This is a genomic window from Cryobacterium zhongshanensis (assembly GCF_022760445.1).
In the GTDB taxonomy this organism is placed as follows: Bacteria; Actinomycetota; Actinomycetes; order Actinomycetales; family Microbacteriaceae; genus Cryobacterium; species Cryobacterium algoricola.
Genome location: NZ_JALGAR010000003.1, coordinates 162,880 through 185,836 on the forward strand (window position 1 = coordinate 162,880; position 22,957 = coordinate 185,836).

Below are 22,957 nucleotides of genomic sequence, written 5' to 3' on the forward strand. Positions count from 1 at the left end.
TATGCGCCGCCTCAGCTGAGGCAGAACGGCCCGAGCAGGCTCTTGAGCTCGCCGAACAGGTCCGCGCTGATCGTCACCTGGTACGGCAGCTCGAACACGCGGGCCGAGTCGTTCTTGATCAGCTTGAGCCGCACCTCGGAGGAACCGCGGTGCCGGATCAGCACGTCGCCGAGCGCCGTGACGGTGTCCGTCGTCGCACGCGCCTCGCTGAGGGTGATCGCGAGGGTGCCCGAGTCGCCGGTCTGGCCGAGATCGGGCGCGAAGAGGCTGTAGGCGTGGATGTTCATGCCGTCGTCCCGCAGGCTCACCCGGCCGCGCACCACGACGATCGAGTCGCTGATCAGCGCAGGGGCGAACTCCTGGTACGCCTTGCCCATGAACATCACGTCGATGTCGCCGCCGAAGTCCTCGACCTGGATGATGCCGTACTGGTTGCCGCTCTTCTTGGCGATCCGGTGCTGGACGCTCGTGATCAGGCCGGCGATCGTGACGGTGTCGGCATCCTGGGTCTGCTCGGACGCGAGGAGATCGGCGATCGAGGTCGACGCATGCTTCGCGAGCGGGATCTCGAGCCCCGCGAGCGGGTGGTCGGACACATAGAGGCCGAGCATGTCGCGTTCGAAGGCGAGTTTCTCCTTCTTGCTCCATTCCGGCCGGTCGGGCACCTGCTCGGTTTCCTGCGGGTCGTCGAAGAGGCTGTCGAAGTCGAAGCCGACCATGCCGTGTTCCTCGTCGCGCTTGATCTTCACGGCGGATTCGACGGCGCCCTCGTGGATCTCGACCATGGCCCTGCGGGTCGCTCCGAGGGAGTCGAAAGCACCGGCCTTGACGAGGGACTCGACCGTGCGCTTGTTGGCGACCTGGATCGGGACCTTGCGGAGGAAGTCGTGGAAGGACTCGAAGCGCCCCTTCTCGTCGCGGGAGGCGCGGATCGCGTCGACGACGTTGAAGCCGACGTTGCGCACGGCGCCGAGCCCGAAGCGGATGTCGGGGCCGACGGCAGCGAAGTAGCCGATCGACTCGTTGACGTCCGGCGGAAGCACCTGGATGCCCATCCGGCGGCACTCGTTGAGGTAGAGGGCGAGCTTGTCGCGGGAGTCTCCGACGCTCGTGAGCAGGGCCGCCATGTACTCGGCCGGGTAGTGCGCCTTGAGGTAGGCGGTCCAGTAGCTGACCACGCCGTACGCCGCGGAGTGCGCCTTGTTGAACGCGTAGTCGGAGAACGGCAGCAGGATGTCCCAGACGGTCTTCACCGCCTCCATGGAGTAGCCGTTGGTCTTCATCCCAGCGGAGAACCCGGCGAACTGCTTGTCTAGCTCCGACTTCTTCTTCTTGCCCATGGCGCGTCGCAGCAGGTCGGCCTGGCCGAGCGAGAAGCCGGCGAGCTTCTGCGCGATCGACATGACCTGCTCCTGGTAGACGATCAGGCCGTAGGTGGTGCCGATGACGTCCTTGAGGGCTTCCTCGAGTTCGGGGTGGATCGGTACGATCTCCTGCTGGCCGGTCTTCCGCAACGCGTAGTTGGTGTGCGAGTTCGCGCCCATGGGGCCCGGCCGGTAGAGGGCGATGACGGCGGAGATGTCCTCGAAGTTGTCAGGCTTCATCAGGCGGAGCAGCGCACGCATCGGGCCGCCGTCGAGCTGGAAGACGCCGAGGGTGTCCCCGCGGGCGAGCAGTTCGTATGCGATGGGGTCGTCGAGGCCGAGGTCCTCGAGCACGGGCCGGTGGCCGCGGTTGACGGCGATGTTGTCGAGGGCGTCGTCGATGATGGTGAGGTTGCGGAGCCCGAGGAAGTCCATCTTGATCAGGCCGAGCGACTCGCAGGCGGGGTAGTCGAACTGGGTGACGATCTGGCCGTCCGCCTCGCGCTTCATCACGGGCACGATGTCGATCAGCGGGTCGGACGACATGATCACGCCGGCCGCGTGCACGCCCCACTGGCGCTTCAGGTTCTCGAGACCGAGCGCGGTGTCGAAGACCGTGCGGGCCTCGGCATCCGTCTCGATGATCGCGCGGAAGTCGACGGCCTCGCGGTAGCGCGGGTGGTCCTTGTCGAACATGCCGGTGAGCGGCATGTCCTTGCCCATGATCGGCTGCGGCATCGCCTTGGTGAGCTTGTCGCCCATTCCGAACGGGAAGCCGAGCACCCGGCTGGAGTCTTTCAGGGCCTGCTTGGCCTTGATGGTGCCGTAGGTGACGATCTGGGCGACCCGCTCGGAGCCGTACTTCTCGGTGACGTAGTGGATGACCTCGCCGCGGCGACGATCGTCGAAGTCGACGTCGAAGTCAGGCATGGAGACACGGTCTGGGTTGAGGAACCGCTCGAAGATCAGGCCGTGCACGAGCGGGTCGAGGTCGGTGATGCCCATCGCGTACGCGACCATCGACCCGGCGCCCGAGCCACGACCGGGGCCGACGCGGATGCCGTTCGTCTTGGACCACATGATGAAGTCGGCGACGACGAGGAAGTAACCGGGGAAGCCCATCTGGGCGATGATGCCGACCTCGTAGTCGGCCCGGGTGCGCACCTCGGCGGGGATGCCCTTCGGATACCGGCGGGCCAGGCCGAGCTCGGTCTCCTTGATGAACCAGCTTTCCTCGTTCTCGCCCTCCGGGGTCGGGAAGCGCGGCATGTAGTTGGCCTGGGTGTCGAACTTCACCTCGCAGCGCTCGGCGATCAGGAGCGTGTTGTCGCACGCCTCCGGATTGTCCCTGAAAAGGTGCCGCATCTGGGCCGCGGTCTTGAGATAGAACTCGTCGGAGTCGAACTTGAAGCGGTTGGGGTCGTCGAGGGTCGACGCGGACTGCACGCAGAGCAGGGCGGCGTGCGCCGTCGCGTCGTGGGCGTGCGTGTAGTGCAGGTCGTTCGTGGCGACGAGCGGGAGGTTCAGCTCCTTGGCGAGGCGGAGCAGCTCGCTCATGGTGCGGCGCTCGATGTCGATGCCGTGGTCCATGATCTCGCAGAAGTAGTTCTCCGGACCGAAGATGTCCCGCAGCTCCCCCGCCGCCTTCTTCGCTTCCTCGTACTGGCCGAGACGGAGGCGGGTCTGCACCTCGCCGCCGACGCAGCCGGTCGTGCCGATCAGGCCGTTCGAGAACTCGCTCAGCAGCTCCCGGTCCATCCGGGGCTTGAAGTAGTAGCCCTCGAGCGACGCCTTCGTCGAGAGCCGGAACAGGTTGTGCATGCCGGCCGTATTCTCGGCGAGCAGCGTCATGTGCGTGTATGCCCCGCTGCCGCCGACGTCGTCGCGGTTCTGGCCGCTCGTGCCCCACTTGACCCTGGTCTTGTCGCGCCGGTCTGTGCCGGGGGTGATGTACGCCTCGGTGCCGATGATGGGCTTGATCCCGGCGTCCGTCGCGGACTTCCAGAAGTCGAACGCCCCGAACATGTTGCCGTGGTCGGTGATGGCGACCGCGGGCATTCCCTGTTCGACGGCCTCTTTGATCAGCGGTTTGACGCGCGCGGCTCCGTCGAGCATGGAGTATTCGCTGTGCACGTGCAGGTGCACGAAGGAATCGTTCGATCCGTTCGCGCTAGTGGTATTCGACACGGATGCTCCGGTAGATGGTGTGTGGTGTTCCTAGCCTAGACATCCCTGAGCACGGTCAGGGCGTGCTCGAGGTCTGCGGGGTATTCGGCGGAGAAGGTGACCCATTCCCGGGATTCCGGGTGGAAGAAGGCAAGCTGCTTGGCGATCAGCCACTGCCGGGTGAGTCCCAGCCTGGCCGTGATCGACGGGTCTGCGCCGTACATGGCGTCGCCGACGCACGGATGCCGCTGGGCGGCCATGTGCACCCGGATCTGGTGGGTGCGTCCCGTTTCCAGATGCACTTCGAGCAGGGAGGCAGAGGGGAAGGCCTCGAGGGTCTCGTAGTGCGTCACCGAATCCTTGCCGCCGGCGATGACCGCGAACTTCCAGTCGGAGCGCGGGTGCCTGCCGATGGGCGCGTCGATCGTGCCCGCGCTCGGGTCGGGGTGGCCCTGGACGACGGCGTGGTAGATCTTTTCGACCTCGCGGTCGTGGAAGGCCTTCTTGAGGGCGACGTACGCCGTCTCGGACTTCGCGACGACCATGAGTCCACTCGTGCCCACGTCGAGCCGGTGCACGATACCCGCGCGCTCGGAGGCACCGGAGGTCGCGATCCGGTAGCCGCCGGCGGAGAGTGCACCGAGGACCGTCGGACCCGTCCAGCCGACGCTCGGGTGCGCCGCGACGCCGGAGGGCTTGTTCACGACGACGATGCTCTCGTCGTCATAGACGATCGTGAGGTCGGGAACCTCGATCGGAACGATTTCGAGGGCGTCCTTCGGCTGCCAGTTCACCTCGAGCCAGCTGCCCCCGCGCAGTCGGTCGGACTTGCCGACCACGACGCCGTCGATGGCCACACCGCCGGCTTCGGCGACCTCGGCAGCGAAGCTGCGGGAGAAGCCGAGGAGCTTGGCGATGCCGGCGTCGACGCGGACGCCGGCGAGGCCGTCCGGCAGGGGGAGGGAGCGGGTTTCCATGGGGGAATCAGGGTGCTAACTGGGTGGGTGTTGCGGGGGCGCCGTCTGCGGTCTGGGACGGGGCGGAGCTCGGGTCGGACTCGGCCGGATCGGTACCGGCGGCGGCGACACCGGCCGGGTCGGCCGGCTCGCGCACGGCCCTGCGGCCGTCGAGGCCGACGCCGCGGATCGTGAGGATCATGAAGATGACCATGCTCGTGACGATCGACGCGTCAGCGACGTTGTAGATGGCGGGGATCAGCCACGGGGTCGTGATGAAGTCGACGACGTGGCCCAGCCCGAAGGACGGCTCCCGGAAGAGGCGGTCGGTGAGGTTACCGAGCACGCCCCCGAGGAGCAGCCCGAAGACGAGTGCCCACGCGAGCGAGCGGATGCGTCCGGCGAAGATCACGATGAACACGACGACCGCCGCGGCGATGATCGTGAAGATCCACGTCATGCCGGTGGCGAGGCTGAACGCCGCGCCCGGGTTCCGGACGTAGTGCCATTGCAGCACATCCCCCAGAACCCGGACGGTACTTCCTTCGGTCAGGTAGCTGACGACGAGGAACTTGGCCGTCTGGTCGAGCGCATAGATGCCCAGCGCGGCGAGGCCCAGAACGATGAGCGCGCTGGATCGCCCTTTCGTTCGGACCTTAGGAGCCAAAGCCCTGGTAGCTCGGCTTCTGCGCGCTCTCGGCGCCGACCGGTGAGGTCGCGTCGAGGTCGTGCAGCTGGCCCTCGATGTAGCTCTTCAGCTTCTGGCGGTATTCGCGCTCGAAGGTGCGGAGCTCGTCGATCTTGTTCTCGAGGACGGAGCGTTCCTTGTCCAGGATCGTGTTCTGTGCGCGCTGCTTGGCTTCGGCCTCTGCAACGAGGCGGGCCGCGGTTGCGTGGCCCTCCGCGATGAGGGCGTCGCGCTTCTCGGCGCCTTCCTTGACGTGCTCCTCGTGCAGGCGGCGTGCCAGCTGCAGCAGGTTCGTGGTGCCGGCGGTCTCGTCGATCGGTTCTGCGACGGGTGCCGCCGCGGCGACCACTGCGGGAACGACGACGGGTGCGGGGACGACCTCTGCGGCCTTGACGGCCTCGACGGGGGCGGCGGCGGGCGCGCTGCCTGCCTCGGTGCTGACGCCGGCGCGGAGCTCCTCGTTTTCGGCGGTCAGACGGCGAAGCTCGACAACGACCTCGTCGAGGAAGTCATCCACCTCGTCCTGATCGTATCCTTCGCGGAACTTGGTCGACTGGAACCGCTTGTTGACTACATCTTCCGGAGTTAGCGCCATGGCTGTCCACCCTTAAAACTCATTGAAAACTTTTTGTCGAACGAATAATTGACGCTACCGGACTGAGCGTGTTGCACGCGTGAACCCGGAAGGCCTCGATCAAGAATACATGCCGCACTCGGGAACGGACGCTCTCAGTAGCGGAGCGCGCCGACGATACCCATGCCGATGATCGTGCAGAGCATGGTCAGGCTCCAGCCGAAGTCGAACGCGATCGGACCGATCCGCAGGGGCGGCAGGATGCGCCGGAAGAACTTGACCGGCGGATCGGTGACCACGTAGATGAATTCGACGAGAACGAGCGTGACTCCCTGAGGGCGCCAGGAACGGTTGACGCTGCGGATGAGGTCGACGATGAAGCGACCCCACATCACGAAGAAATACAGCAGCAGGGCGTAGTAGACGATCCAGGCCAGCGGTTGGACGACGGACACGGCCGAGACTACGACTGCGCGAAGAAGGACGACTCCGTGTCGGACTCCTCGGCGGCGTTGTCGCCGGAGACGACGATGTGGGACGGCGACAGCAGGAACACCTTGGCGGTGACCCGTTCGATCTTGCCGTAGAGGCCCTGGGAGAGGCCGCTCGCGAAGTCGATGAGCCTGCGCGCGTCGGCGTCGCTCATCTGGGAGAGGTTGATGATGACCGGGATGCCCTCACGGAAGGATTCGGCGATCAGCTGGGCGTCGCGGTACTGGCGCGGGTGGACGGTGAGGATTTCATTCATTTCGGAGGCAGCCACATTCTTGGGAGTGGAGGTCTTGCGCAGCGGGGTCACCGGGGCGCGGCCATTGGTTCCGTGAGAGCCCTCGACGCGCGTCGCGGACGGACCGGCCTGGTGCGGTGCGGCGGTCTTCGGCACGGCGGAACTCGAGACGGCATTCTGATCGGCCGCGGGTGGGGCGACGGGCGCCTCGTACTCCAGCTCTTCGTCTGCCAGCCCCAGGTAAACCATGGTTTTCTTGAGCGGGTTGGACATCTCGACCTCCGTGTTGGTGATTCTTCGTACTCAGATTAACCGAGAGTCTGGCGATTCCCGGTGATTGCGGTGCCAATTCGAAGGTGTGTCGCCCCTTCGCGGATGGCTTCCGCGTAGTCCTGCGACATGCCCATCGACAGGAACCGCGCCTCGGGCGCAAGCCTGCGGATGCCCTCGCCGAGTGACCGCACCCTCGCGAATTCCGCAGCCGGTTCCGCCCCGAGCGGGGCGACCGCCATGAGGCCGAGCAGGCGCAATCCCGGCGTGCCGAGCACGTGCTCGACGAGGGCGTCGAGCCCGGAGGGGGCGACACCCCCGCGGGCGGGGTCGTCCGTGAGGTTCACCTGGATGAAGCAGTCGATGGACGACTCGGTGGAGCCGAGTGCCGTCGCGAGGGACTCCCGGTCGACGGAATGCACGACCTGGGCATACGCGCGCACCTGCCGGGCCTTCTTGCCCTGAACCTGTCCGACGAAATGCCAGGTGAGGTCGTTCCCGGCCAGCGCACTCGCCTTGCCCTGGGCCTCCTGGTGGCGATTCTCGCCGAAATCGCGCACGCCGAGCGTGAGGAGTTCCTCGATCATCGCGACGGGATGGAACTTGGTCACGACGATCGTCGTCACGTCCGCGGGGTCTCTGCCCGCGTCCCTGGCCGCCGAGGCGACCCGCTCCCGCACGACCTCGAGCCGCCCGGCAAGGCCGGACGGCTCTGGACGCAATTCGGTCACGATGGGTTACTTGAGGAAGTCAGGGATGTCCAGGTCATCGGGGTCTTCTTCGAAGGCAGGGTCGGCGACGGCCGTCCCTGCTTCTCCGGCAGACCAGGACGCAACGCTCGGCTCGTCCGTTCCGAAGACGCTCGCGGAGCCGCCGACCACATCCGTCGTGGCGGAAACGGCACCGGCGGCGACGCCGGCGGCCACGAGGTCCGCGTGGCGCACCTCGACGGCCTTGACGCCGGGTTCGCCGCCGTCGAAGCCTGCTGCGATGACCGTGACCCGGACCTCGTCACCGAGGGTGTCGTCGATGACGGCACCGAAGATGATGTTGGCTTCGGGGTGCACGGCTTCCTGGACGAGGCGGGCCGCGTCGTTGATCTCGAAGATACCGAGGTTGGAGCCGCCCTGGATCGAGAGGAGCACTCCGTGCGCGCCATCGATGGACGCCTCGAGCAGGGGCGAGGCGACGGCCAGTTCGGCAGCCTTGATGGCGCGGTCGGCGCCGCGTGAGGAGCCGATGCCCATGAGTGCGGAACCCGCGCCCTGCATGACCGACTTCACGTCGGCGAAGTCGAGGTTGATCAGGCCGGGGGTCGTGATCAGGTCGGTGATGCCCTGCACGCCGGCGAGGAGGACCTGGTCCGCGGTCGCGAAGGCCTCGAGCATGCTGATGCCGCGGTCGCTGATTTCCAGCAGCCGGTCGTTCGGCACGACGATGAGCGTGTCCACCTCGTTCTTGAGGGAGGCGACGCCCGCCTCGGCCTGGGCCTGGCGGCGCTTGCCCTCGAAGCCGAACGGCTTCGTGACGACGCCGATGGTCAGGGCGCCGATGGACTTCGCGATACGGGCGACGACGGGTGCGCCGCCGGTGCCGGTGCCGCCGCCTTCGCCTGCGGTCACGAAGACCATGTCGGCTCCCGCGAGGGCTTCTTCGATTTCTTCGGCGTGGTCCTCGGCGGCGCGACGGCCGACCTCGGGGTCCGCGCCGGCGCCGAGGCCACGGGTGAGATCGCGACCGACGTCAAGCTTGACGTCGGCGTCGCTCATCAGCAGGGCCTGGGCATCGGTGTTGATGGCGATGAACTCGACGCCACGGAGGCCGAGCTCGATCATGCGGTTGACAGCGTTGACGCCGCCGCCACCGATTCCAACAACCTTGATGACAGCGAGGTAGTTCTGGTTTGTTGTTGACACGTCCGGCCTCCGGTGGAACTCTAAACCTCTGGTCGAAGTTTAAAGTTATGCTGAGTATGCAATTCCTGATTTCGAAGGTAAGCGCCACGCATCCCCGTCCGGGGAGGCGCGCCCGCGTGTCGCGAACAACCCGGGTAAATTCCACCCGACGTGATGGCTCAGCGCAGGACGGCGCTGTCCGGAGACGAGACGTCGTATTCCTTGACGGTACCGACGGGGTGGCTGACGATCAGCGCTGCGAGCACGACGGCCTTGTATTCCGATCGCTCTGCACTCCCCCACACCACCCGGGCCCCACCGGCCAGGACCAGGGTCACGTCGTCGGTCGTGGCCGCGGTGACCGTGTCGAGCTGCTGGCGGACGGCCTCAGGGACGGCGGCGATGACGGCCGTCGCGGCCTGGAACCCGGCACTGCCGACACCGGCCCGAGCGTCGATCACGGGATAGCCGGGCACGCGCGTCGCGCCGTTCTGGATCACGACTCCTGCGGCATCCACGAGATTGAACCCGCCGGGCACGACGACCGTTCCGACGGGCGTCCGTTCGACGATCCGAACCACGAGGGTGTCCGGCGGCCGGCTCTCCGTCACGTAGCTCTGGATCAACGGGAAGGTGCCGAGGTCTGCGCGAATCCGCGCGAAGTCGACGAGGGGCAGCGGGGTGCCGAGCTGGTCGCCGAGCGCGGCCTTCACCTGGTCTGCGGAGATCCGGCTGGTGCCGACGACCTCCACCGTGCGCAGCGCCATCAGAGGAGAGAATGCGCCGACGAGCACGAACCCGACGAGGGCGAGAACGGTGCCGAGCGCGACGAGCCAGGCGGTGCGGCGACGGCGTGCGCGCCAGGTGAATCGGCGCACCTCCTCGCGTTCGTAGCGTTTGCGCGCGCGGCGGGCGGCGCGGAACTTGCGCCTGGCGGTTGTGGGAGTCAGGGCGGGCTCGGCGCGCTGACCGGCCGGACCCGCGACATGCGGTTCAGCGTAGGGTCCGCGCTCGTGTGAGGCGCCTGACTCCGACGCCGGCGCGGTCACGGTCGTGATCGGCTCGGTGACGGGTGCCGCCTGCCGGGCCCCTGGCGCGCGCAAAGGCGAGACAGGGGCGAGGCGCGGCTGCTCGGCCGGGAGTTTCGGGATCGTGATGGGTTCGGTGCGGGTCGCGTCGGTTTTTTCCCGGCTCCGCGAGCGGCCGGAGGGTGCAGCGGTGTCAGCGGAGCGGCGCGACGGGCGCTTCGTGCCGCGGCCGGCGGGTGTGGCTGCGGGACCCGGCGCGGCGCTGTCCGTGCCCGACGGCTGCTCCGGCCGGTCGAAGCCCTCTGGTCGCCTCATTCCCCGGTGCTATCCCTGGGCCTGGACGCGGTGGCCGAGCGATTCGAGCAGCTGCGGAACGATCCGGTAGACGTCACCGCAGCCGAGGGTCACGACGAAGTCGCCCGGTCGGGCGATGCTCGCAACGTAGTCTGCGGCTTCCTGCCAGTCGGGGACGTACGCGACCTTGGCTGCGTCGTGGAACTTCCCGGAGACGAGGGCACCGGTCACGCCGGGTTCGGGATCCTCGCGGGCGCCGTACACGCCGAGCACGACCGTCTGGTCTGCGGTGCGCTCGAGGGTGTCGGCGAACTCCTGCGCGAACAGACGAGTGCGGCTGTACAGGTGCGGCTGGTGCACGGCGATGATGCGCCCGGTCCCGACGACGGTCCGGGCGGCGGTGAGTGCCGCGGCGACCTCGGTCGGGTGATGGGCGTAGTCGTCGTAGACGCTGACGCCGTCGACGGTGCCGTGCAGCTCGAAGCGGCGCTGGGTGCCGCCGAAGCCGGCGATGGCCGCGAGCGAGGCGGCGGGGTCGCAGCCGAGCCCGACGAGCACGGCGAAGGCGCCTGCCGCGTTGATCGCGTTGTGCCTGCCGGGAATCCGCAGGGTCGCGGAGTAGTCCTGACCCGCGTACGAGACCGAGAAGCTCACGGGGCCGTCCGTCACGACGGAGTGCACGCGGACGGTCGCGTCGGCGGCCTCCCCGAAGGTGACGACCTTCTGGCCGGTGAGGCTCCTCGTGACGCGCACCGCGCCGGGGTCGTCGGAGGAGATCACGACGAGCTCGGTCGCGGCGTGGGAGAACTGCACGAAGGCGGCTTCGAAGGCTTCGAGGGATCCGTAGTGGTCGAGGTGGTCGGGATCGACGTTCGTCACGAGCGCGATGGCCGTGTTGTACAGCAGGAACGACCCGTCGGATTCGTCGGCCTCGACGACGAACAGGTCGTCCGTGCCCGCGCCGGCCGAGACGCCGAGCGACTCGATCACACCGCCGTTGACGAAACTCGGGTGCTTGCCGATGCCGAGCAGTCCCGTGACGATCATTCCGGTCGAGGTGGTCTTGCCGTGTGCTCCGGCGACGGAGACGAGGCGGTGCTTCTGGATGAGCCACGCGAGGGCCTGGGCCCGGTGCAGCACCGGGAGGCCGCGCTCGAGGGCGAGGACGTATTCGGGGTTGTCCTGCCAGAGCGCCCCGGTGACGACGAGGCTGTCGGCGTCCCCGACGTTCTCGGCGGCGTGGCCGATGGCGATTCGGGCGCCGAGCTCGCGCAGGGCGAGCACGTTGGCGGACTCGCGCACGTCGGAGCCGGTCACGGTGTGGCCTGCCGCGAGGAAGAGCCGGGCGATGCCGCTCATCCCGGAGCCGCCGATGCCGACGAAATGCACCGTTCCCAGGTCCGCGGGAATGACGAGGTTCAGGTCGGGCTTGATCACGTGGTGCCGCTCTTCTCAGTGTCGAATCTCAGTGTCGAATCCCGGTGTCGAAATCGGGGGTGGTGCGGCCTCTACGTTACGCGTCGGTACCGGGGATTGCCGGATTGACGCCCCCGCGTGCGCGGCCGAGGGCCTCGCCGACGAGGTCCGCCATCCGCTCCGCGCCGTCCCTGCCGCCGACGGATGCCGCGAGCTCGCCCATCGCGCGCACCCGTGGGCGGTCGCGGAGAAGCGGCACGAGTTCGTCAGCGACCCAGGCCGGAAGGAAGGCCGCGTCGTCGATGAGGATGCCGCCCCCTGCGGACACGACGGAGGCCGCGTTGAAGCGTTGTTCCCCGTTTCCGACCGGGTACGGGACGTAGACGGCGGGGATGCCGAGGGCACTGAGCTCACACACGGTTCCTGCCCCGGCCCGGGAGACGGCGAAGTCCGCGGCCGCGAGGGCGAGGTCCATCCGGTCGCAGTATTCGATCATCCGGTAGTGGTCGATGCCCGGGTCGGATACCTCAGACTTCTGCCCCGTGATGTGCAGCACCTGCCAGCCCGCGGCGACGAGGGCGGAGGCGGACTCCACCGCCGTTCCGTTGAGGCGGCGCGCCCCGAGCGAGCCTCCTGTGACGAGGAGGGTCGGCCGGTCGGGGTCGAGGTCGAAGAAGCGCAGCGCCTCCGCACGGACTCCGGCGCGGTCGAGGTTCTGGATCTCGGGACGCAGCGGCATTCCCACCACCCGGCCGTGGCGGATCCGCGTTCCGGGGAAGACGACGCCGACCCGCGTGGTCAGCCACGCGCCGAGGCGGTTCGCGAGTCCGGCGCGGAAGTTCGCCTCGTGGATGGCGATCGGGATGCCCGCCCGGCGGGCGGCGAGGTACGCGGGTGTCGACACATAGCCGCCGAAGCCCACGACGACGTCGACCTTCCTGGCGCGGAGCACAGCGGCGAGGTCGCTCACGGCACGGTTGAACCGGGGCAGGAAGAGGATGGCGGCGCGGTTCGGGCGACGTGGGAACGGCAGCCGCGGCACGAAGATCAGCTCGTACCCGCGCGCGGGCACGAGGCGTGCCTCGAGGCCTTCCCTCGTGCCGAGGACGATCATGACGGCGTCGGGTTCGCGCGCGCGAATCGCGTCGGCGACCGCGAGCAGGGGGTTGACGTGGCCTGCGGTTCCGCCGCCGGCCAGGAGGTATGTGGTCACTCTGACACCTGTCTCGGTCCGGGCCGTGCCGCCCGCTGCGTGGTCACATCGGGGTCGGGCCCGACCGGATCCTGGTGCGCCCTGGCGAAGGACAGCACGATGCCGATCGCGATCAGGGTCGAGAGCAGAGCGGTACCTCCGGCGGAGACGAGGGGAAGCGGGACGCCAAGCACGGGGAAGACGCCGAGGACGACACCGATGTTGACGAGCGCCTGGCCGATGACCCAGACCATCACGGCGGCCGTCGAGACGCGCGCCTGAACGCTCGTGCTCGAGCGCATGATCCGCAGGAAAGCGAACGCGAGCAGGATGAACATGCAGAGCACCACGATGGCGCCGATCAGACCCAGTTCTTCTCCGATGATCGCGAAGATGTAGTCGTTGTCCGCAGCCGGCAGCCACGACCACTTCGCTTTGGAATTGCCGAGCCCGACGCCGAAGATCCCGCCGTTGGCAAGTGCCCAGGTGCCGTGCAGCGGCTGCCAGCACGCCGCGGAGATCGTTCCGGTGTGGTCGTCACAGCCAGTGTTGAGGAAGGAGAGAATCCGGGTCATCCGGTTGGAGCTCGAGATGGCGACGAGGAGCCCGAGCACGGTCCCGATCAGGAGCGGAAGCGCGAGCATCCGCAGCCGGACGCCCGCGAAGAAGAGCGCGCCAAAGAGGATTCCGGCCATGATGATGACGGTTCCGAGGTCGCCGCCGATCAGCACGAGCATGATCGATCCGCCGCCAACGCCGAACACCGGAATGTAGACGTGGCGCCAGTCGTCAAGGAGATCCTGCTTCTGGGCGAGGATCATGCCGAGCCAGATCACGAGCGCGAGCTTGATCGCTTCGGACGGCTGGAACTGGACGCCGCCGAGGGGCAGCCAGTTCGTGTTGCCCGCGACCTCGATGCCGAGCGGGGTGAAGACGACGAGGCACTGCAACAGGCACGCGACGATCAGGGCGGGCCAGGCCACCCGCTGCCAGAATTTCATCGGAAACCTGCTGACGAACAGCATCAGCGGCACGCCGACGGCCGCGAAGCCGCCCTGCCGGAGCACGGCGCCGAAGAAGCCCGCGTTCTCGAGGTAGGAGTCGACCGACGACGAGGACAGCACCATCACGAGACCGAACGCGACGAGGAACAGGGTCGTGCCGAGCAGCAGGAAGTAACTCGTCGATTCCGCCTTGAACACGCGTCCGAGGTGGATGCGGGTGGCGGGGCCGTGCTCCTCTGGCGCAGGCTGGTGGGGGGCTGCGGTCCTAGGCTTTCGCCCCTGGGGCAGTCTCGCCATCCGCCTCACCTCCCAGATAATCGTGAACGGCCTCCGCGAAGAGGCGGCCGCGTGCTGCGTAGTCGGAGAACTGGTCCATCGATGCCGCCGCGGGCGCGAGCAGCACGACGTCACCGGATTGTGCGAGGCCTGCCGCGGCAGCGACGGCGTTCGGCATCACCTGTCCAGTGTCAGCGGCATCGATCTCGAACACGGGCAACCCGGGGGCGTGTCGCAGGAATGCCGCCCGCAGCGCCTGCCGGTCGGCTCCGATGATGACGGCGCCACGGAGCCGGGGCACGTGGGTCTTGACGAGGTGATCGATGTCGACGCCCTTGAGCAGGCCGCCGACGAGCCAGACCACGGACTCGAATGCGGCGAGTGAGGCATCCGCGGCGTGCGGGTTGGTGGCCTTCGAGTCGTCGATCCAGCGGATGCCCGCGGCATCGGCCACGATCTCGATCCGGTGTTCGTCGAGCTGGAAGGTCTCGAGCACGTCGTGGACGATGAGCGGGTCGACGTCGAAGGAGCGTGCGAGGGCGCTCGCGGCGAGGATATCTGCGACGAGGTGGGCGGCTCCGAGGCCGCGGGCCCGGAGTTCCGGCACGGTGGTCAGTTCGATCGCCGTGTCGAGACGGTCCTCGAGGAAGGCTCGGTCGCACAGGATGCCGTCGACGACGCCGAGGTCGCTCGGGCCGGGGACGCTGAGTCCGAAGCCGATGGCGCGGGCGCCCTCGCTGACCTCGGCGTCCTCGACCATGGTGCGGGTGGCCGCGTCGTCCTTGTTGTAGACACAGGCGATCTTGGTGTTGGCGTAGACGGTCGCCTTGGCCTCGCGATAGGCGGCAGCGGAGCCGTGCCAGTCGAGGTGGTCGTCCGCGATGTTCAGGCAGACGCTCGCCCACGGCACAAGGGCGCCTGGCCCGGTGCGCGGCAGGTGGTGCAGCTGGTAGCTCGAGAGTTCGACGACGAGCACGTCCCAGCCGACCGGGTCACGGACGGCGTCGAGGACGGGCACGCCGATGTTGCCGCAGGGAGCGACCCGGTGTCCGGCGGCCGCGAGGATCGTCGCGGTGAGCTGCACGGTCGTGGTCTTGCCGTTCGTACCGGTGACGAGGATCCACTCGGCCGGGGCTCCGACCTTGTCGCGCAGGCGCCAGGCCAGTTCGATGTCGCCCCAGACCGGGATGCCTGACGCGGCGGCCCAGAGCAGGAGCGGGTGGTCGGGGTGGAAGCCCGGACTCACGACGAGCAGTTCCGGACGGTGCGCGGCGAGCTCTGCGGGAACCACGCTGAGGTCGGCCTGGACGAGTCCTGCGCCGATCACGCCGAGGAGCCTGGCCCGGTCGTCCGGGGCGCTGCCCGCGACAACGAGGACGTCGGCGCCGAGTTCGGCGAGGGTGTCCGCCGCCGCGAAGCCCGTGACGCCGAGGCCGAGCACCGCGACCCGGAGCCCGGTCCAGTCGGCGTGCCAGCTGACCAGCCCGTCGAGGCGGCGATGGCCCGAGTGGGTGTCGTATGCGTCGTTGCTCATCATGAGGTCAGCCATTCGAGGTAGAACGAGCCGACGCCCGCAGCGACGAGGAGTCCGCCGACGATCCAGAACCTCACGACGACGGTCACCTCGGCCCAGCCCTTGAGCTCGAAGTGGTGGTGGATGGGGCTCATCAGGAAGATCCGTTTGCCCCGGGTGACCTTGAAGTACGCCCTCTGGACGATCACGGAGCCTGCCTCGATCACGAAGAGCCCGCCGAGGAGCACGAGCAGGAGCTCGGTGCGGCTGAGGATCGCGAGTGCAGCCAACGCCCCGCCGATGGCGAGGGACCCGGTGTCGCCGAGGAAGATCTTGGCGGGTGAGGTGTTCCACCACAGGAAGCCGATGAGACCGCCGACGATCGCCGCGGCGACGATGGCGAGGTCGAGCGGGTCGCGCACGTTGTACGAACGGTAGATGTCCCCGATGTCCGCTCCCCCGTACCTGGCCTGGTTGGACTGCCAGAAGCCGATCACGATGTACGCCCCGATGGCGAGGATCGACGAGCCCGTCGCGAGGCCGTCGAGGCCGTCCGTGACGTTCACGCCGTTGGAGGTCGCCGCCACCAGGAAGCAGATCCAGAGGATGAACAGGGCGATCCCGACGATGGTCCCGAGCTTCATGAAGTCGAGGGGCAGGTCGCGCAGCAGCGAGATCTTCGTGGATGCCGGGGTGAGGCCGTTCTTGTTCGGGAACTGCAGCGCGAGTACGGCGAAGATCCCGGCGACCAGCACCTGTCCGCTGATCTTCTGCCAGCCGCCGAGGCCGAGGCTGCGCTGGTTGCGCGTCTTGATGAAGTCGTCCAGGAATCCGACGAGCCCGAGGCCGACCATCATGAAGAGCACGAGCAACGGCGACGCCGGGATCGGGGTTCCGGTGAGCCACATCGCGAGGAAGTAGCTGACCAGGGTGCCCAGGATGATGACGATGCCGCCCATGGTCGCGGTACCGCGCTTGGCGTGGTGGCTCTTCGGGCCGTCGTCCCGGATGAACTGGCCCCAGCCGAGCTTGTGGAACAGCCGGATGAACAGCGGGGTCAGGGACAGGGTGAAGACGAGCGACATCGCGCCGGCCATGAGCAGGGCCCTCATGAGAAGTACTCCCCGAGGCGGTCGCCGAGGAACCGGAGGCCCGCCGAGTTCGAGGACTTCACCAGCACGGTGTCACCGGGGCGGATGGTCGCGGTGAGGAGGGCGAAGGCGTCGTCCTGATCGTCGACGAAAAGGGACTCCCCGTCCCAGGACCCCTCGTTGATCGTGCTGATGTGCATCCGTCTGGCGGCTCTTCCCACGACGATGAGCTGGGAGATGTTCAGCCGCACGGCAAGGAGCCCGATGCGGTCGTGCTCGTCCCCGGAGAATTCGCCGAGTTCGCTCATCTCGCCGAGGACGGCGACGGTGCGCTGTCCCGGCTCCCGGATCTGGGCGAGCGTCTTGAGGGCCGCCGTCATCGAATCGGGGCTCGCGTTGTACGCGTCGTTGATGATCGTGACCCCGTCGCGCCCGCCGAGCACCTGCATCCGCCAGCGTTCCGCCGTGACCACGGACTCGAGTGCGGCGACGATGTCGTCGATGCCGACCCCGAGCACCTCCGCGGTGGCGGCTGCTGCGAGGGCGTTCATCACGTGGTGCTCTCCGAGCACCTGGAAGGACACCGGGCGGGTGTCGCCACCCGCGAGGTGCAGGGTGAACGTGGTTCCGCTGCTCGAGACCTCGATGCCGGTCGCGTGCACGCCGGAGAAGTCCGTTCCGTCCGGTGCGCGCGAGGCTCCGGTGGCGTCCTGGCCGAACCAGACCACCCGGGCGCGGGTGTGTGCCCGCATTCCCGCGACCCGGGGGTCGTCGGCGTTCAGCACCGCGACATCCGTTGCGAGGAGGTCGGTGACCATCTCGGTCTTGGCGGCGAGGGTTGCTTCGATGCCGCCGAATTCGCCGGCGTGCGCGAGGCCGACCTTGAGGACGACTCCCACGTCAGGGCGGACCATGCGGATCAGCCGGGCGATCTCGCCGATGCCGCTCGCGCCCATTTCGGCGACGAGGAACCGGGTGTCCATATCGACGGCGAGCATGGTGATCGGCGCGCCCACCTCGTTGTTGAAGGAGGCGCGGGCGGCGACGGTCGGGCCGACCCGTTCGAGGATCGCGCGGAGCAGGTTCTTGGTGGTGGTCTTGCCGTTGGAGCCGGTCACACCGATGACCTTGAGCCGGCCTTCCGCGCGAACGCGGGCGACAACCAGCGTGGCGAGGTCGCCGAGGGCGACGACGGCGTCCGGGACGAGGATCTGGGCGACGGGAAGGTCGAGCGCCCGCTCGACGATGAGAAGCGCGGCGCCGTTGGCGATCGCGGCGGGAGCGAAGAGGTGACCGTCGGTCGTCTCCCCCGGCTTGGCGACGAAGATGCCGCCGGGGCCGATCTCGCGGGAGTCCGTGTCCACGGCCCCCGAAACGATGGTTGCCGGCGTGATGGGCGAACCGTCGGCGTCCACGACGCCATCGAGGCGCAGCACGCCGTTGACGGCGCCGGCGATCTCGGAGAGGGAGAGGGCGATCATCTACTGCCACCCCGCTTCGCGCAGTGCGAGCCGGGAATCCTCGCGGGCGGAATAGGGAATCTTGACGCCGTTCACTTCGTGGTAGTTCTCATGTCCTGGGCCGGCGTAGAGGATGGAGTCGCCCTCGACGGCGAGGCCGAGCGCGGTGCGGAATGCGGCGTGCGGGTCCGCGACCTCGTAGAGCTCGACGTCGGGTACCGCTTCGCGGGCACCGGCGATGAGGGCGGCCCTGATCGAGGCCGGGTCCTCGTAGCGGGGGTGGAAGTCGGTGATGACGACGACGTCGGCGCCCCTGGCCGCGATGGCGCCCATGGCAGCACGCTTGGTGGTGTCGCGGTCCCCGTCTGCGCCGAAGACCATGAAGAGCCGGCCGGGCGTGAAGGCGCGGATCGCCGCGAGGGTGTTGAGGAAGGCGTCTGGACTGTGGCCGTAGTCGATGTAGACGAGCGGTCCGCTGTCGCCGGAGATGCGTTCGGTGCGTCCGGGGATATAGACGTCGATGCCGCCGTCACGGTCGAGGGTGTGATTGATGGCCTCGAGGTCGTAGCCGGACTCGACGAGCATCAGGATGGCCAGTGCCGCGTTCGCGGCCATGAACCAGCCGATCAGCGGAACGCGGGTCTGCAGTCGGCGGCCCTCCGGCCCCTCGAGCAGGAACTCGGTGTACAGGGCGTCCTCTGAGACGATCGAGAGGTGCCAGTCGGCGTCGACCTCCGGGTGGATGCTGAGGGTCGTGACCGGGATGCGGCACTCTGCGACGATGCGCTGGCCCCACTCGGAGTCCACGGTGATGACGCCGCGGCGCGACCGGTCCGGCTGGAAGAGTTCGAGCTTGGCCTGGAAGTACTCGTCGAGACTGGAATAGTCGTCGAGGTGGTCGTGGCTGAGGTTCGTGAAGCCGGCGACGTCGAAGACGAGCCCGTCGACGCGGTGCCTGCTGAGCGCCTGCGCGGAGACCTCGATCGCGACGGCGCGCACCTCGGCTTCGCGCATCCTGGCGAGCAGGGCGTGCAGTTCGGTGGCCTCCGGAGTGGTGAGCGAGCTCACGACGGCGAGGTCGCCGATGCGGCGCTCGGCCGTCGACGTGAGGCCCGTGACGACGCCGAGCTGGTTGAGGATGGCGACCAGAAGGTAGACGACGCTGGTCTTGCCGTTCGTTCCGGTCACGGCGAAGAGTGTTGCCGGGTTTTCGTCAGTGCGGTAGATCCAGGCGGCGACCGCTCCGAGTGCGGCGCGGGCGTCGGGGGTGACCAGGATCGGCAGGCCGCTTCCGGCCGCAAGGAGCGCGCCGGCCTCATCGGTCAGGATAGCGACGGCTCCGGCCTCCCTGGCGCCTTCGGCGAAGCTCGCGCCGTGGAACGCACGCCCGGGCACGCCGACGTAGAGGTCGCCCGGCTGCACCGTGCGGGAGGAAATGCTCACGCCGGAGACTTCGAGACCCTCGATGTCGCCGCGCAGGAAAAGTTCGAATTCATCAACCATGCCCGACAACGACCGCGGAACCGGGTGCTGAGGACGGAGAGCCGATGGTGCCAATTCGGTCACGGGGCTCGCTTTCTTACCAGGTACCGGGAAGGGCAGGCGCTGGAGCGCCCGATGGAACTGCCCGGTACTTCTTCAGCACCTGGCTCATGACCTCCTGGAAGATCGGAGCGGGCGCTGCAGACGTGTTCAGTTTAACAGGATCGGCGAGACTGACCGAAACGACGTACTCGGGGTCGTCCGCCGGCGCGAAGCCGGAGACCGACACGAGATACCCATGGGTGTACCCGCCGTGGCCGTCGGGCATCTGTGCCGTTCCGGTCTTCGTGGCGACGCGGTAGCCGGGGATGTTCCAGACCTTGGAGAGCCAGGCCTTCTGGTACACCATCTCGAGCATGTCCGAGGTGTCGTGCGCTGCGGAGGCCGAAACCACCTGGGTTCCCGCGGCTGCCGGGACATTCGTCATGGTCCCGTCGGCCTGGCGGCAGCCGGCCACGAGCTGGACGGGCATCCGGACGCCCTTGTTGGCGATGGTCTGGTAGATGCTCGAGACCTGTAGCGCCGTCGTGGTCAGGCCCTGCCCGAACATCGTGGCGTACTTGGTCTGCGGGTCCCATTCGTCGTAGGGGTGCAGGATTCCGGTGTCCTCGGCCGGGAAGCCCGCCTCTGTCTCGGTGCCGAGGCCGAACTTGGTCATGTAGTCGTAGCGCTGCTTGTCGGTCAGCAGCTCGCCGAACTTGGACATGCCGGTGTTCGAGGACTCGATCAGAACGCCCGTGAGGGTGAGGTGCAGGTCGGCGTGCCCCGAGCTGTCGTTGATGTTCGCGCCGTTGCCCGGCAGGTACCGGTATGGCGCGACGACCTGGGTGCCGACGGTCGCCTTGCCTGCGTCGAGCACGGATGCCGCGGTGAGAGCCTTGAAGGTCGACCCCGGTTCGAAGGAGGCCGTGAACGCGCGCGAACCGCGGTCGTCCGGGTTGGCGGTTCCGTTGACGTTGTTCGGGTCGACACTGGGATAGTCGGCGACCGCGACGAGCTTCCCGGTCTTGACCTCCTGTACCACGACCGTTCCCCACGCCGCGCCGGTGGCCTGGGCCTGCTTGGCCAGTGCCTGCTGAACGAACCACTCCAGGTCGGAGTCGATCGTCGTCACGACGTCTCCCCCGTCGACCGCCGCCTTCTCGGTGACGGTACTCTGCGGCAGCCGGACGCCGTCTGCGCCCTTTTCGTAGGTTTCCGTGCCGTTGGTGCTCGCGAGGCAGGAATCCTGGCCAAGTTCGAGGCCGGCCTGGGCCTCCCCCTCCGACGACGTGAATCCGACGAGGTTGCCGGCGACCGCACCGTCCGGATACACCCGGCCCGGCTTCTTCTCGAAGTAGATCCATGGAATCTCGAGCGCGTCGACGGCCCGGAACACCGAGACATCCACCGCCTTGGTCACAATGGCATAGTCGGAGGCCGGATCGGCGGCGAGCGACGAGGAGATGATCGCGAGGATCGCGTCTCCGGTCTGACCGGTGATGGCTCCGACCTCCGCAGCGGCCTGGGCGACGGTGACCGTCTGGTCCCCCGCTGCCGTTTTGCGGGTGAACTCGACGGCATTGCGGGGCGACAGGGTGATGTTGTAGCGCATGACCGTTCCGGCGAGCACGACGCCGTTGGCGTCGACGATGTCCCCGCGGGAGCCGTAGATGGGTTGCTCGACCGATCGGTTGCCGAGCGAGTCGGCGCTGAGGGTGTCGGCGCGAACAACCTGGATGTCGACGAGCCGGACCACGAAGAGTGCGACGATCGCGAAGAGGAGAACGACCGTGATCGCGATGCGGCGCTTACCGCTGCGCGTCGACCTGGCACTGACACCCACAGTTCACGTTCCTTACTGCGGACGGGGCCGCGGTTGTGGCACCCCGGCGCTGGCGGGAATGCGAGTTAGCGAGTCGTGGGCGTCGGGAGTCCGGCGCCGGGGGCTGGTACTGGGGCGGTCGGCGTCGTCGGCGCCGTCTCGGTGGCTGAAGTCGTCGCGGCGCCGGCGACGCTCGCGCCCTGCCCGGTGGACTGGGCCGGCTGTGTCACCAAAGGTACGCCGGTGAGCAGTGCGTTCGGCACGAGACTCGCCGCACCGGCCTGACTGCCAGTTGCGGAACTCGGGGCGCCGAGCACGGCGGAATCGGAGAGGCGAAGGTAGACCGGGTTGGAGTTGCTGATCATGCCGATGGCCTCTGCGTTGGCCGCGAGACTCTGCGGGGACGAGACCCGGACGAGGTCTTCCGTCACGCTCTCGGCCGTGCGGGATAGTTCCGTCTGGCTGGCCTGCAAGCGGGACACCTCGTATGCGCTCTGAGAGATTCCGACGCTCAGCAGGAGCTGCGCGACGATGATCACCGCGAGGCCGGCGACAGCGGACAGGGCGAAGGCGATCTTGGGACGCGCGCGGCGCTGGCTGCGCGTCGCGACGATCTCGATGTGGCGGAGCCGCGAGCCCGGCTGAGCCGGAGCGTCCAGGGGTTTCTGGTCGGGGGTGTCGTGCCGGGGGGCACTCTCCCAGTTCGGTCGCAGCACGCGTGCGAGATTGTCGCTCATCCGGCTCTCCTCAGTCGCTCAGCGGCGCGAAGTCTGACCGACGTCGCACGGGGGTTTCTCGCCTTTTCTTCTTCCGAGGCGAGTTCGGCGCCCCGGATCAACTGTGTGAACAGTGGCTTGTGTTCCGGCAGCTCGATCGGGAGGCCGGCGGGGGCGCTCGAGGTGGATACCCTCGCGAGCGCCTTCTTGACGATCCGGTCCTCGAGCGACTGGTAGGCCTCGACGACGATCCGGCCGTGGACGGCGACGGCGTCGAGCGCGGCGGGGATCGCGCGTTCCAGCACGGAGAGTTCCTGGTTGACCTCGATGCGCAGGGCCTGGAAGACCCGCTTGGCCGGGTGGCCGGTGCGCTGCACGACGACGGGCGTGACCTTGGTGAGGATCGCGACGAGTTCGGCGGAACGGACGAGCGGTGCGGTGGCTCTCGCCTCGACGATCGCCTTGGCGTAGCGCGCCGCGAGCTTCTCTTCGCCGTACTCGTGGAAGATGCGGCGCAGCTCGGACTCGCTGTACGTGGCCAGGATGTGCTCCGCGGTCAGGTCGCTCGTGTTGTCCATCCGCATGTCGAGCGGAGCGTCCTTGGAGTAGGAGAACCCGCGTTCGACCCGGTCGAGCTGGAGCGAGGAGACACCGAGGTCGAAGAACACGCCCTGCACCTCGTCGATGCCGAGCGAGTCGAGGGCCTCCCGGATGCCGTCGTAGACGGTGTGCACGAGGTGGATCCGGTCGCGGAACGGCTTGAGGCGTTCCTCGGCGATCGAGAGCGCCTCGAGGTCGCGGTCGAGGCCGACGACGGTGAGCCCGGGGAAGCGGGTCAGGAAGGCCTCCGAGTGGCCGGCCATGCCGAGGGTCGCGTCGACGAGCACGGCGCCGGGCTGGTCCAGAGCCGGCGCGAGGAGCTCGACACAGCGTTCGAGCAATACAGGGGTATGGATTTCGTCGATATTCATGGTCCCGGGG

At 68.0% G+C, this 22,957-nt stretch carries 19 protein-coding genes; all 19 read right to left on the reverse strand.

What is annotated here, in order from left to right; genetic code table 11:
• Positions 1–11: 11 nt before the first annotated feature.
• The 19 genes from dnaE to rsmH all read right to left on the reverse strand — a co-directional run bounded on the left by dnaE (position 12) and on the right by rsmH (position 22,947).
• Positions 12–3,479, reverse strand: coding sequence for a DNA polymerase III subunit alpha (gene dnaE, locus MQH31_RS12350; RefSeq protein WP_243012582.1), 3,468 nt, complete (start codon positions 3,477–3,479; stop codon positions 12–14).
• Positions 3,480–3,586: 107 nt separating this feature from the next.
• Positions 3,587–4,507, reverse strand: coding sequence for an RluA family pseudouridine synthase (locus MQH31_RS12355; protein WP_134533350.1), 921 nt, complete (start codon positions 4,505–4,507; stop codon positions 3,587–3,589).
• 7 nt (positions 4,508–4,514) lie between these two features.
• A complete protein-coding gene (gene lspA / locus MQH31_RS12360; protein ID WP_243012299.1) occupies positions 4,515–5,153 on the reverse strand; it encodes a signal peptidase II in 639 nt (212 codons plus the stop codon).
• Entirely contained in the window at positions 5,143–5,769 is a 627-nt protein-coding gene (locus MQH31_RS12365; RefSeq protein ID WP_134533348.1) for a DivIVA domain-containing protein, read from the reverse strand. The genes lspA and MQH31_RS12365 overlap by 11 nt, the downstream gene beginning before the upstream one ends.
• 134 nt (positions 5,770–5,903) lie before the next feature.
• Positions 5,904–6,203 carry a YggT family protein gene (locus MQH31_RS12370; RefSeq protein WP_134533346.1) on the reverse strand — a complete coding sequence of 100 codons (300 nt, stop codon included), beginning with the start codon at positions 6,201–6,203 and terminating at the stop codon, positions 5,904–5,906.
• Between the two features lie 8 nt (positions 6,204–6,211).
• A complete protein-coding gene (locus MQH31_RS12375; protein ID WP_243012300.1) occupies positions 6,212–6,748 on the reverse strand; it encodes a cell division protein SepF in 537 nt (178 codons plus the stop codon).
• Between the two features lie 35 nt (positions 6,749–6,783).
• Positions 6,784–7,476 (reverse strand): YggS family pyridoxal phosphate-dependent enzyme, encoded by a 693-nt coding sequence (locus MQH31_RS12380; RefSeq protein WP_243012301.1) that lies wholly within the window; start codon positions 7,474–7,476, stop codon positions 6,784–6,786.
• A 6-nt stretch (positions 7,477–7,482) separates the two neighbouring features.
• Positions 7,483–8,661, reverse strand: a complete 1,179-nt coding sequence (ftsZ, locus tag MQH31_RS12385) for a cell division protein FtsZ (RefSeq protein ID WP_243012302.1) — start codon at positions 8,659–8,661, stop codon at positions 7,483–7,485.
• Between the two features lie 158 nt (positions 8,662–8,819).
• Positions 8,820–9,983, reverse strand: a complete 1,164-nt coding sequence (locus MQH31_RS12390) for a cell division protein FtsQ/DivIB (RefSeq protein ID WP_243012303.1) — start codon at positions 9,981–9,983, stop codon at positions 8,820–8,822.
• Between the two features lie 9 nt (positions 9,984–9,992).
• Positions 9,993–11,399: a UDP-N-acetylmuramate--L-alanine ligase gene (murC, locus tag MQH31_RS12395; RefSeq protein ID WP_134533338.1), complete on the reverse strand. Its 1,407-nt coding sequence runs from the start codon at positions 11,397–11,399 to the stop codon at positions 9,993–9,995.
• A gap of 76 nt (positions 11,400–11,475) precedes the next feature.
• Entirely contained in the window at positions 11,476–12,591 is a 1,116-nt protein-coding gene (locus MQH31_RS12400) for a UDP-N-acetylglucosamine--N-acetylmuramyl-(pentapeptide) pyrophosphoryl-undecaprenol N-acetylglucosamine transferase (protein ID WP_243012304.1), read from the reverse strand.
• The gene (gene ftsW / locus MQH31_RS12405) at positions 12,588–13,871 is read right to left on the reverse strand and encodes a putative lipid II flippase FtsW (protein ID WP_279238713.1); all 1,284 of its coding nucleotides are present in this window, start codon (positions 13,869–13,871) and stop codon (positions 12,588–12,590) included. Before ftsW ends, MQH31_RS12400 begins: the two co-directional genes overlap by 4 nt.
• A complete protein-coding gene (murD, locus tag MQH31_RS12410; RefSeq protein WP_243012583.1) occupies positions 13,840–15,384 on the reverse strand; it encodes a UDP-N-acetylmuramoyl-L-alanine--D-glutamate ligase in 1,545 nt (514 codons plus the stop codon). The genes ftsW and murD overlap by 32 nt, the downstream gene beginning before the upstream one ends.
• Entirely contained in the window at positions 15,384–16,475 is a 1,092-nt protein-coding gene (gene mraY, locus MQH31_RS12415; RefSeq protein WP_134533332.1) for a phospho-N-acetylmuramoyl-pentapeptide-transferase, read from the reverse strand. Before mraY ends, murD begins: the two co-directional genes overlap by 1 nt.
• The gene (locus MQH31_RS12420; protein ID WP_243012306.1) at positions 16,472–17,935 is read right to left on the reverse strand and encodes a UDP-N-acetylmuramoyl-tripeptide--D-alanyl-D-alanine ligase; all 1,464 of its coding nucleotides are present in this window, start codon (positions 17,933–17,935) and stop codon (positions 16,472–16,474) included. The genes mraY and MQH31_RS12420 overlap by 4 nt, the downstream gene beginning before the upstream one ends.
• Positions 17,936–19,480, reverse strand: coding sequence for a Mur ligase family protein (locus MQH31_RS12425; protein WP_372488152.1), 1,545 nt, complete (start codon positions 19,478–19,480; stop codon positions 17,936–17,938).
• A 13-nt stretch (positions 19,481–19,493) separates the two neighbouring features.
• Positions 19,494–21,281: a peptidoglycan D,D-transpeptidase FtsI family protein gene (locus MQH31_RS20885; RefSeq protein WP_241976085.1), complete on the reverse strand. Its 1,788-nt coding sequence runs from the start codon at positions 21,279–21,281 to the stop codon at positions 19,494–19,496.
• A gap of 65 nt (positions 21,282–21,346) precedes the next feature.
• On the reverse strand, positions 21,347–21,997 hold the full coding sequence (ftsL, locus tag MQH31_RS12435; protein WP_243012308.1) for a cell division protein FtsL: 651 nt from the start codon (positions 21,995–21,997) through the stop codon (positions 21,347–21,349).
• Complete coding sequence (gene rsmH / locus MQH31_RS12440) at positions 21,994–22,947, reverse strand: 16S rRNA (cytosine(1402)-N(4))-methyltransferase RsmH (RefSeq protein ID WP_243012309.1); 954 nt, start codon at positions 22,945–22,947, stop codon at positions 21,994–21,996. The genes ftsL and rsmH overlap by 4 nt, the downstream gene beginning before the upstream one ends.
• Between the last annotated feature and the right edge of the window lie 10 nt (positions 22,948–22,957).

Excerpts from the sequence above, each read along its gene's own strand:
- mraY (WP_134533332.1), bottom strand. The coding sequence starts at position 16,475 with ATGAGGGCCCTGCTCATGGCCGGCGCGATGTCGCTCGTCTTCACCCTG.
- MQH31_RS12365 (WP_134533348.1), bottom strand. The coding sequence starts at position 5,769 with ATGGCGCTAACTCCGGAAGATGTAGTCAACAAGCGGTTCCAGTCGACC.
- rsmH (WP_243012309.1), bottom strand. The coding sequence starts at position 22,947 with ATGAATATCGACGAAATCCATACCCCTGTATTGCTCGAACGCTGTGTC.
- MQH31_RS12420 (WP_243012306.1), bottom strand. The coding sequence starts at position 17,935 with ATGATCGCCCTCTCCCTCTCCGAGATCGCCGGCGCCGTCAACGGCGTG.
- ftsW (WP_279238713.1), bottom strand. The coding sequence starts at position 13,871 with ATGGCGAGACTGCCCCAGGGGCGAAAGCCTAGGACCGCAGCCCCCCAC.
- MQH31_RS12355 (WP_134533350.1), bottom strand. The coding sequence starts at position 4,507 with ATGGAAACCCGCTCCCTCCCCCTGCCGGACGGCCTCGCCGGCGTCCGC.
- MQH31_RS12390 (WP_243012303.1), bottom strand. The coding sequence starts at position 9,983 with ATGAGGCGACCAGAGGGCTTCGACCGGCCGGAGCAGCCGTCGGGCACG.
- ftsL (WP_243012308.1), bottom strand. The coding sequence starts at position 21,997 with ATGAGCGACAATCTCGCACGCGTGCTGCGACCGAACTGGGAGAGTGCC.
- MQH31_RS12375 (WP_243012300.1), bottom strand. The coding sequence starts at position 6,748 with ATGTCCAACCCGCTCAAGAAAACCATGGTTTACCTGGGGCTGGCAGAC.
- dnaE (WP_243012582.1), bottom strand. The coding sequence starts at position 3,479 with ATGCTCGACGGAGCCGCGCGCGTCAAACCGCTGATCAAAGAGGCCGTC.
- murD (WP_243012583.1), bottom strand. The coding sequence starts at position 15,384 with ATGAGCAACGACGCATACGACACCCACTCGGGCCATCGCCGCCTCGAC.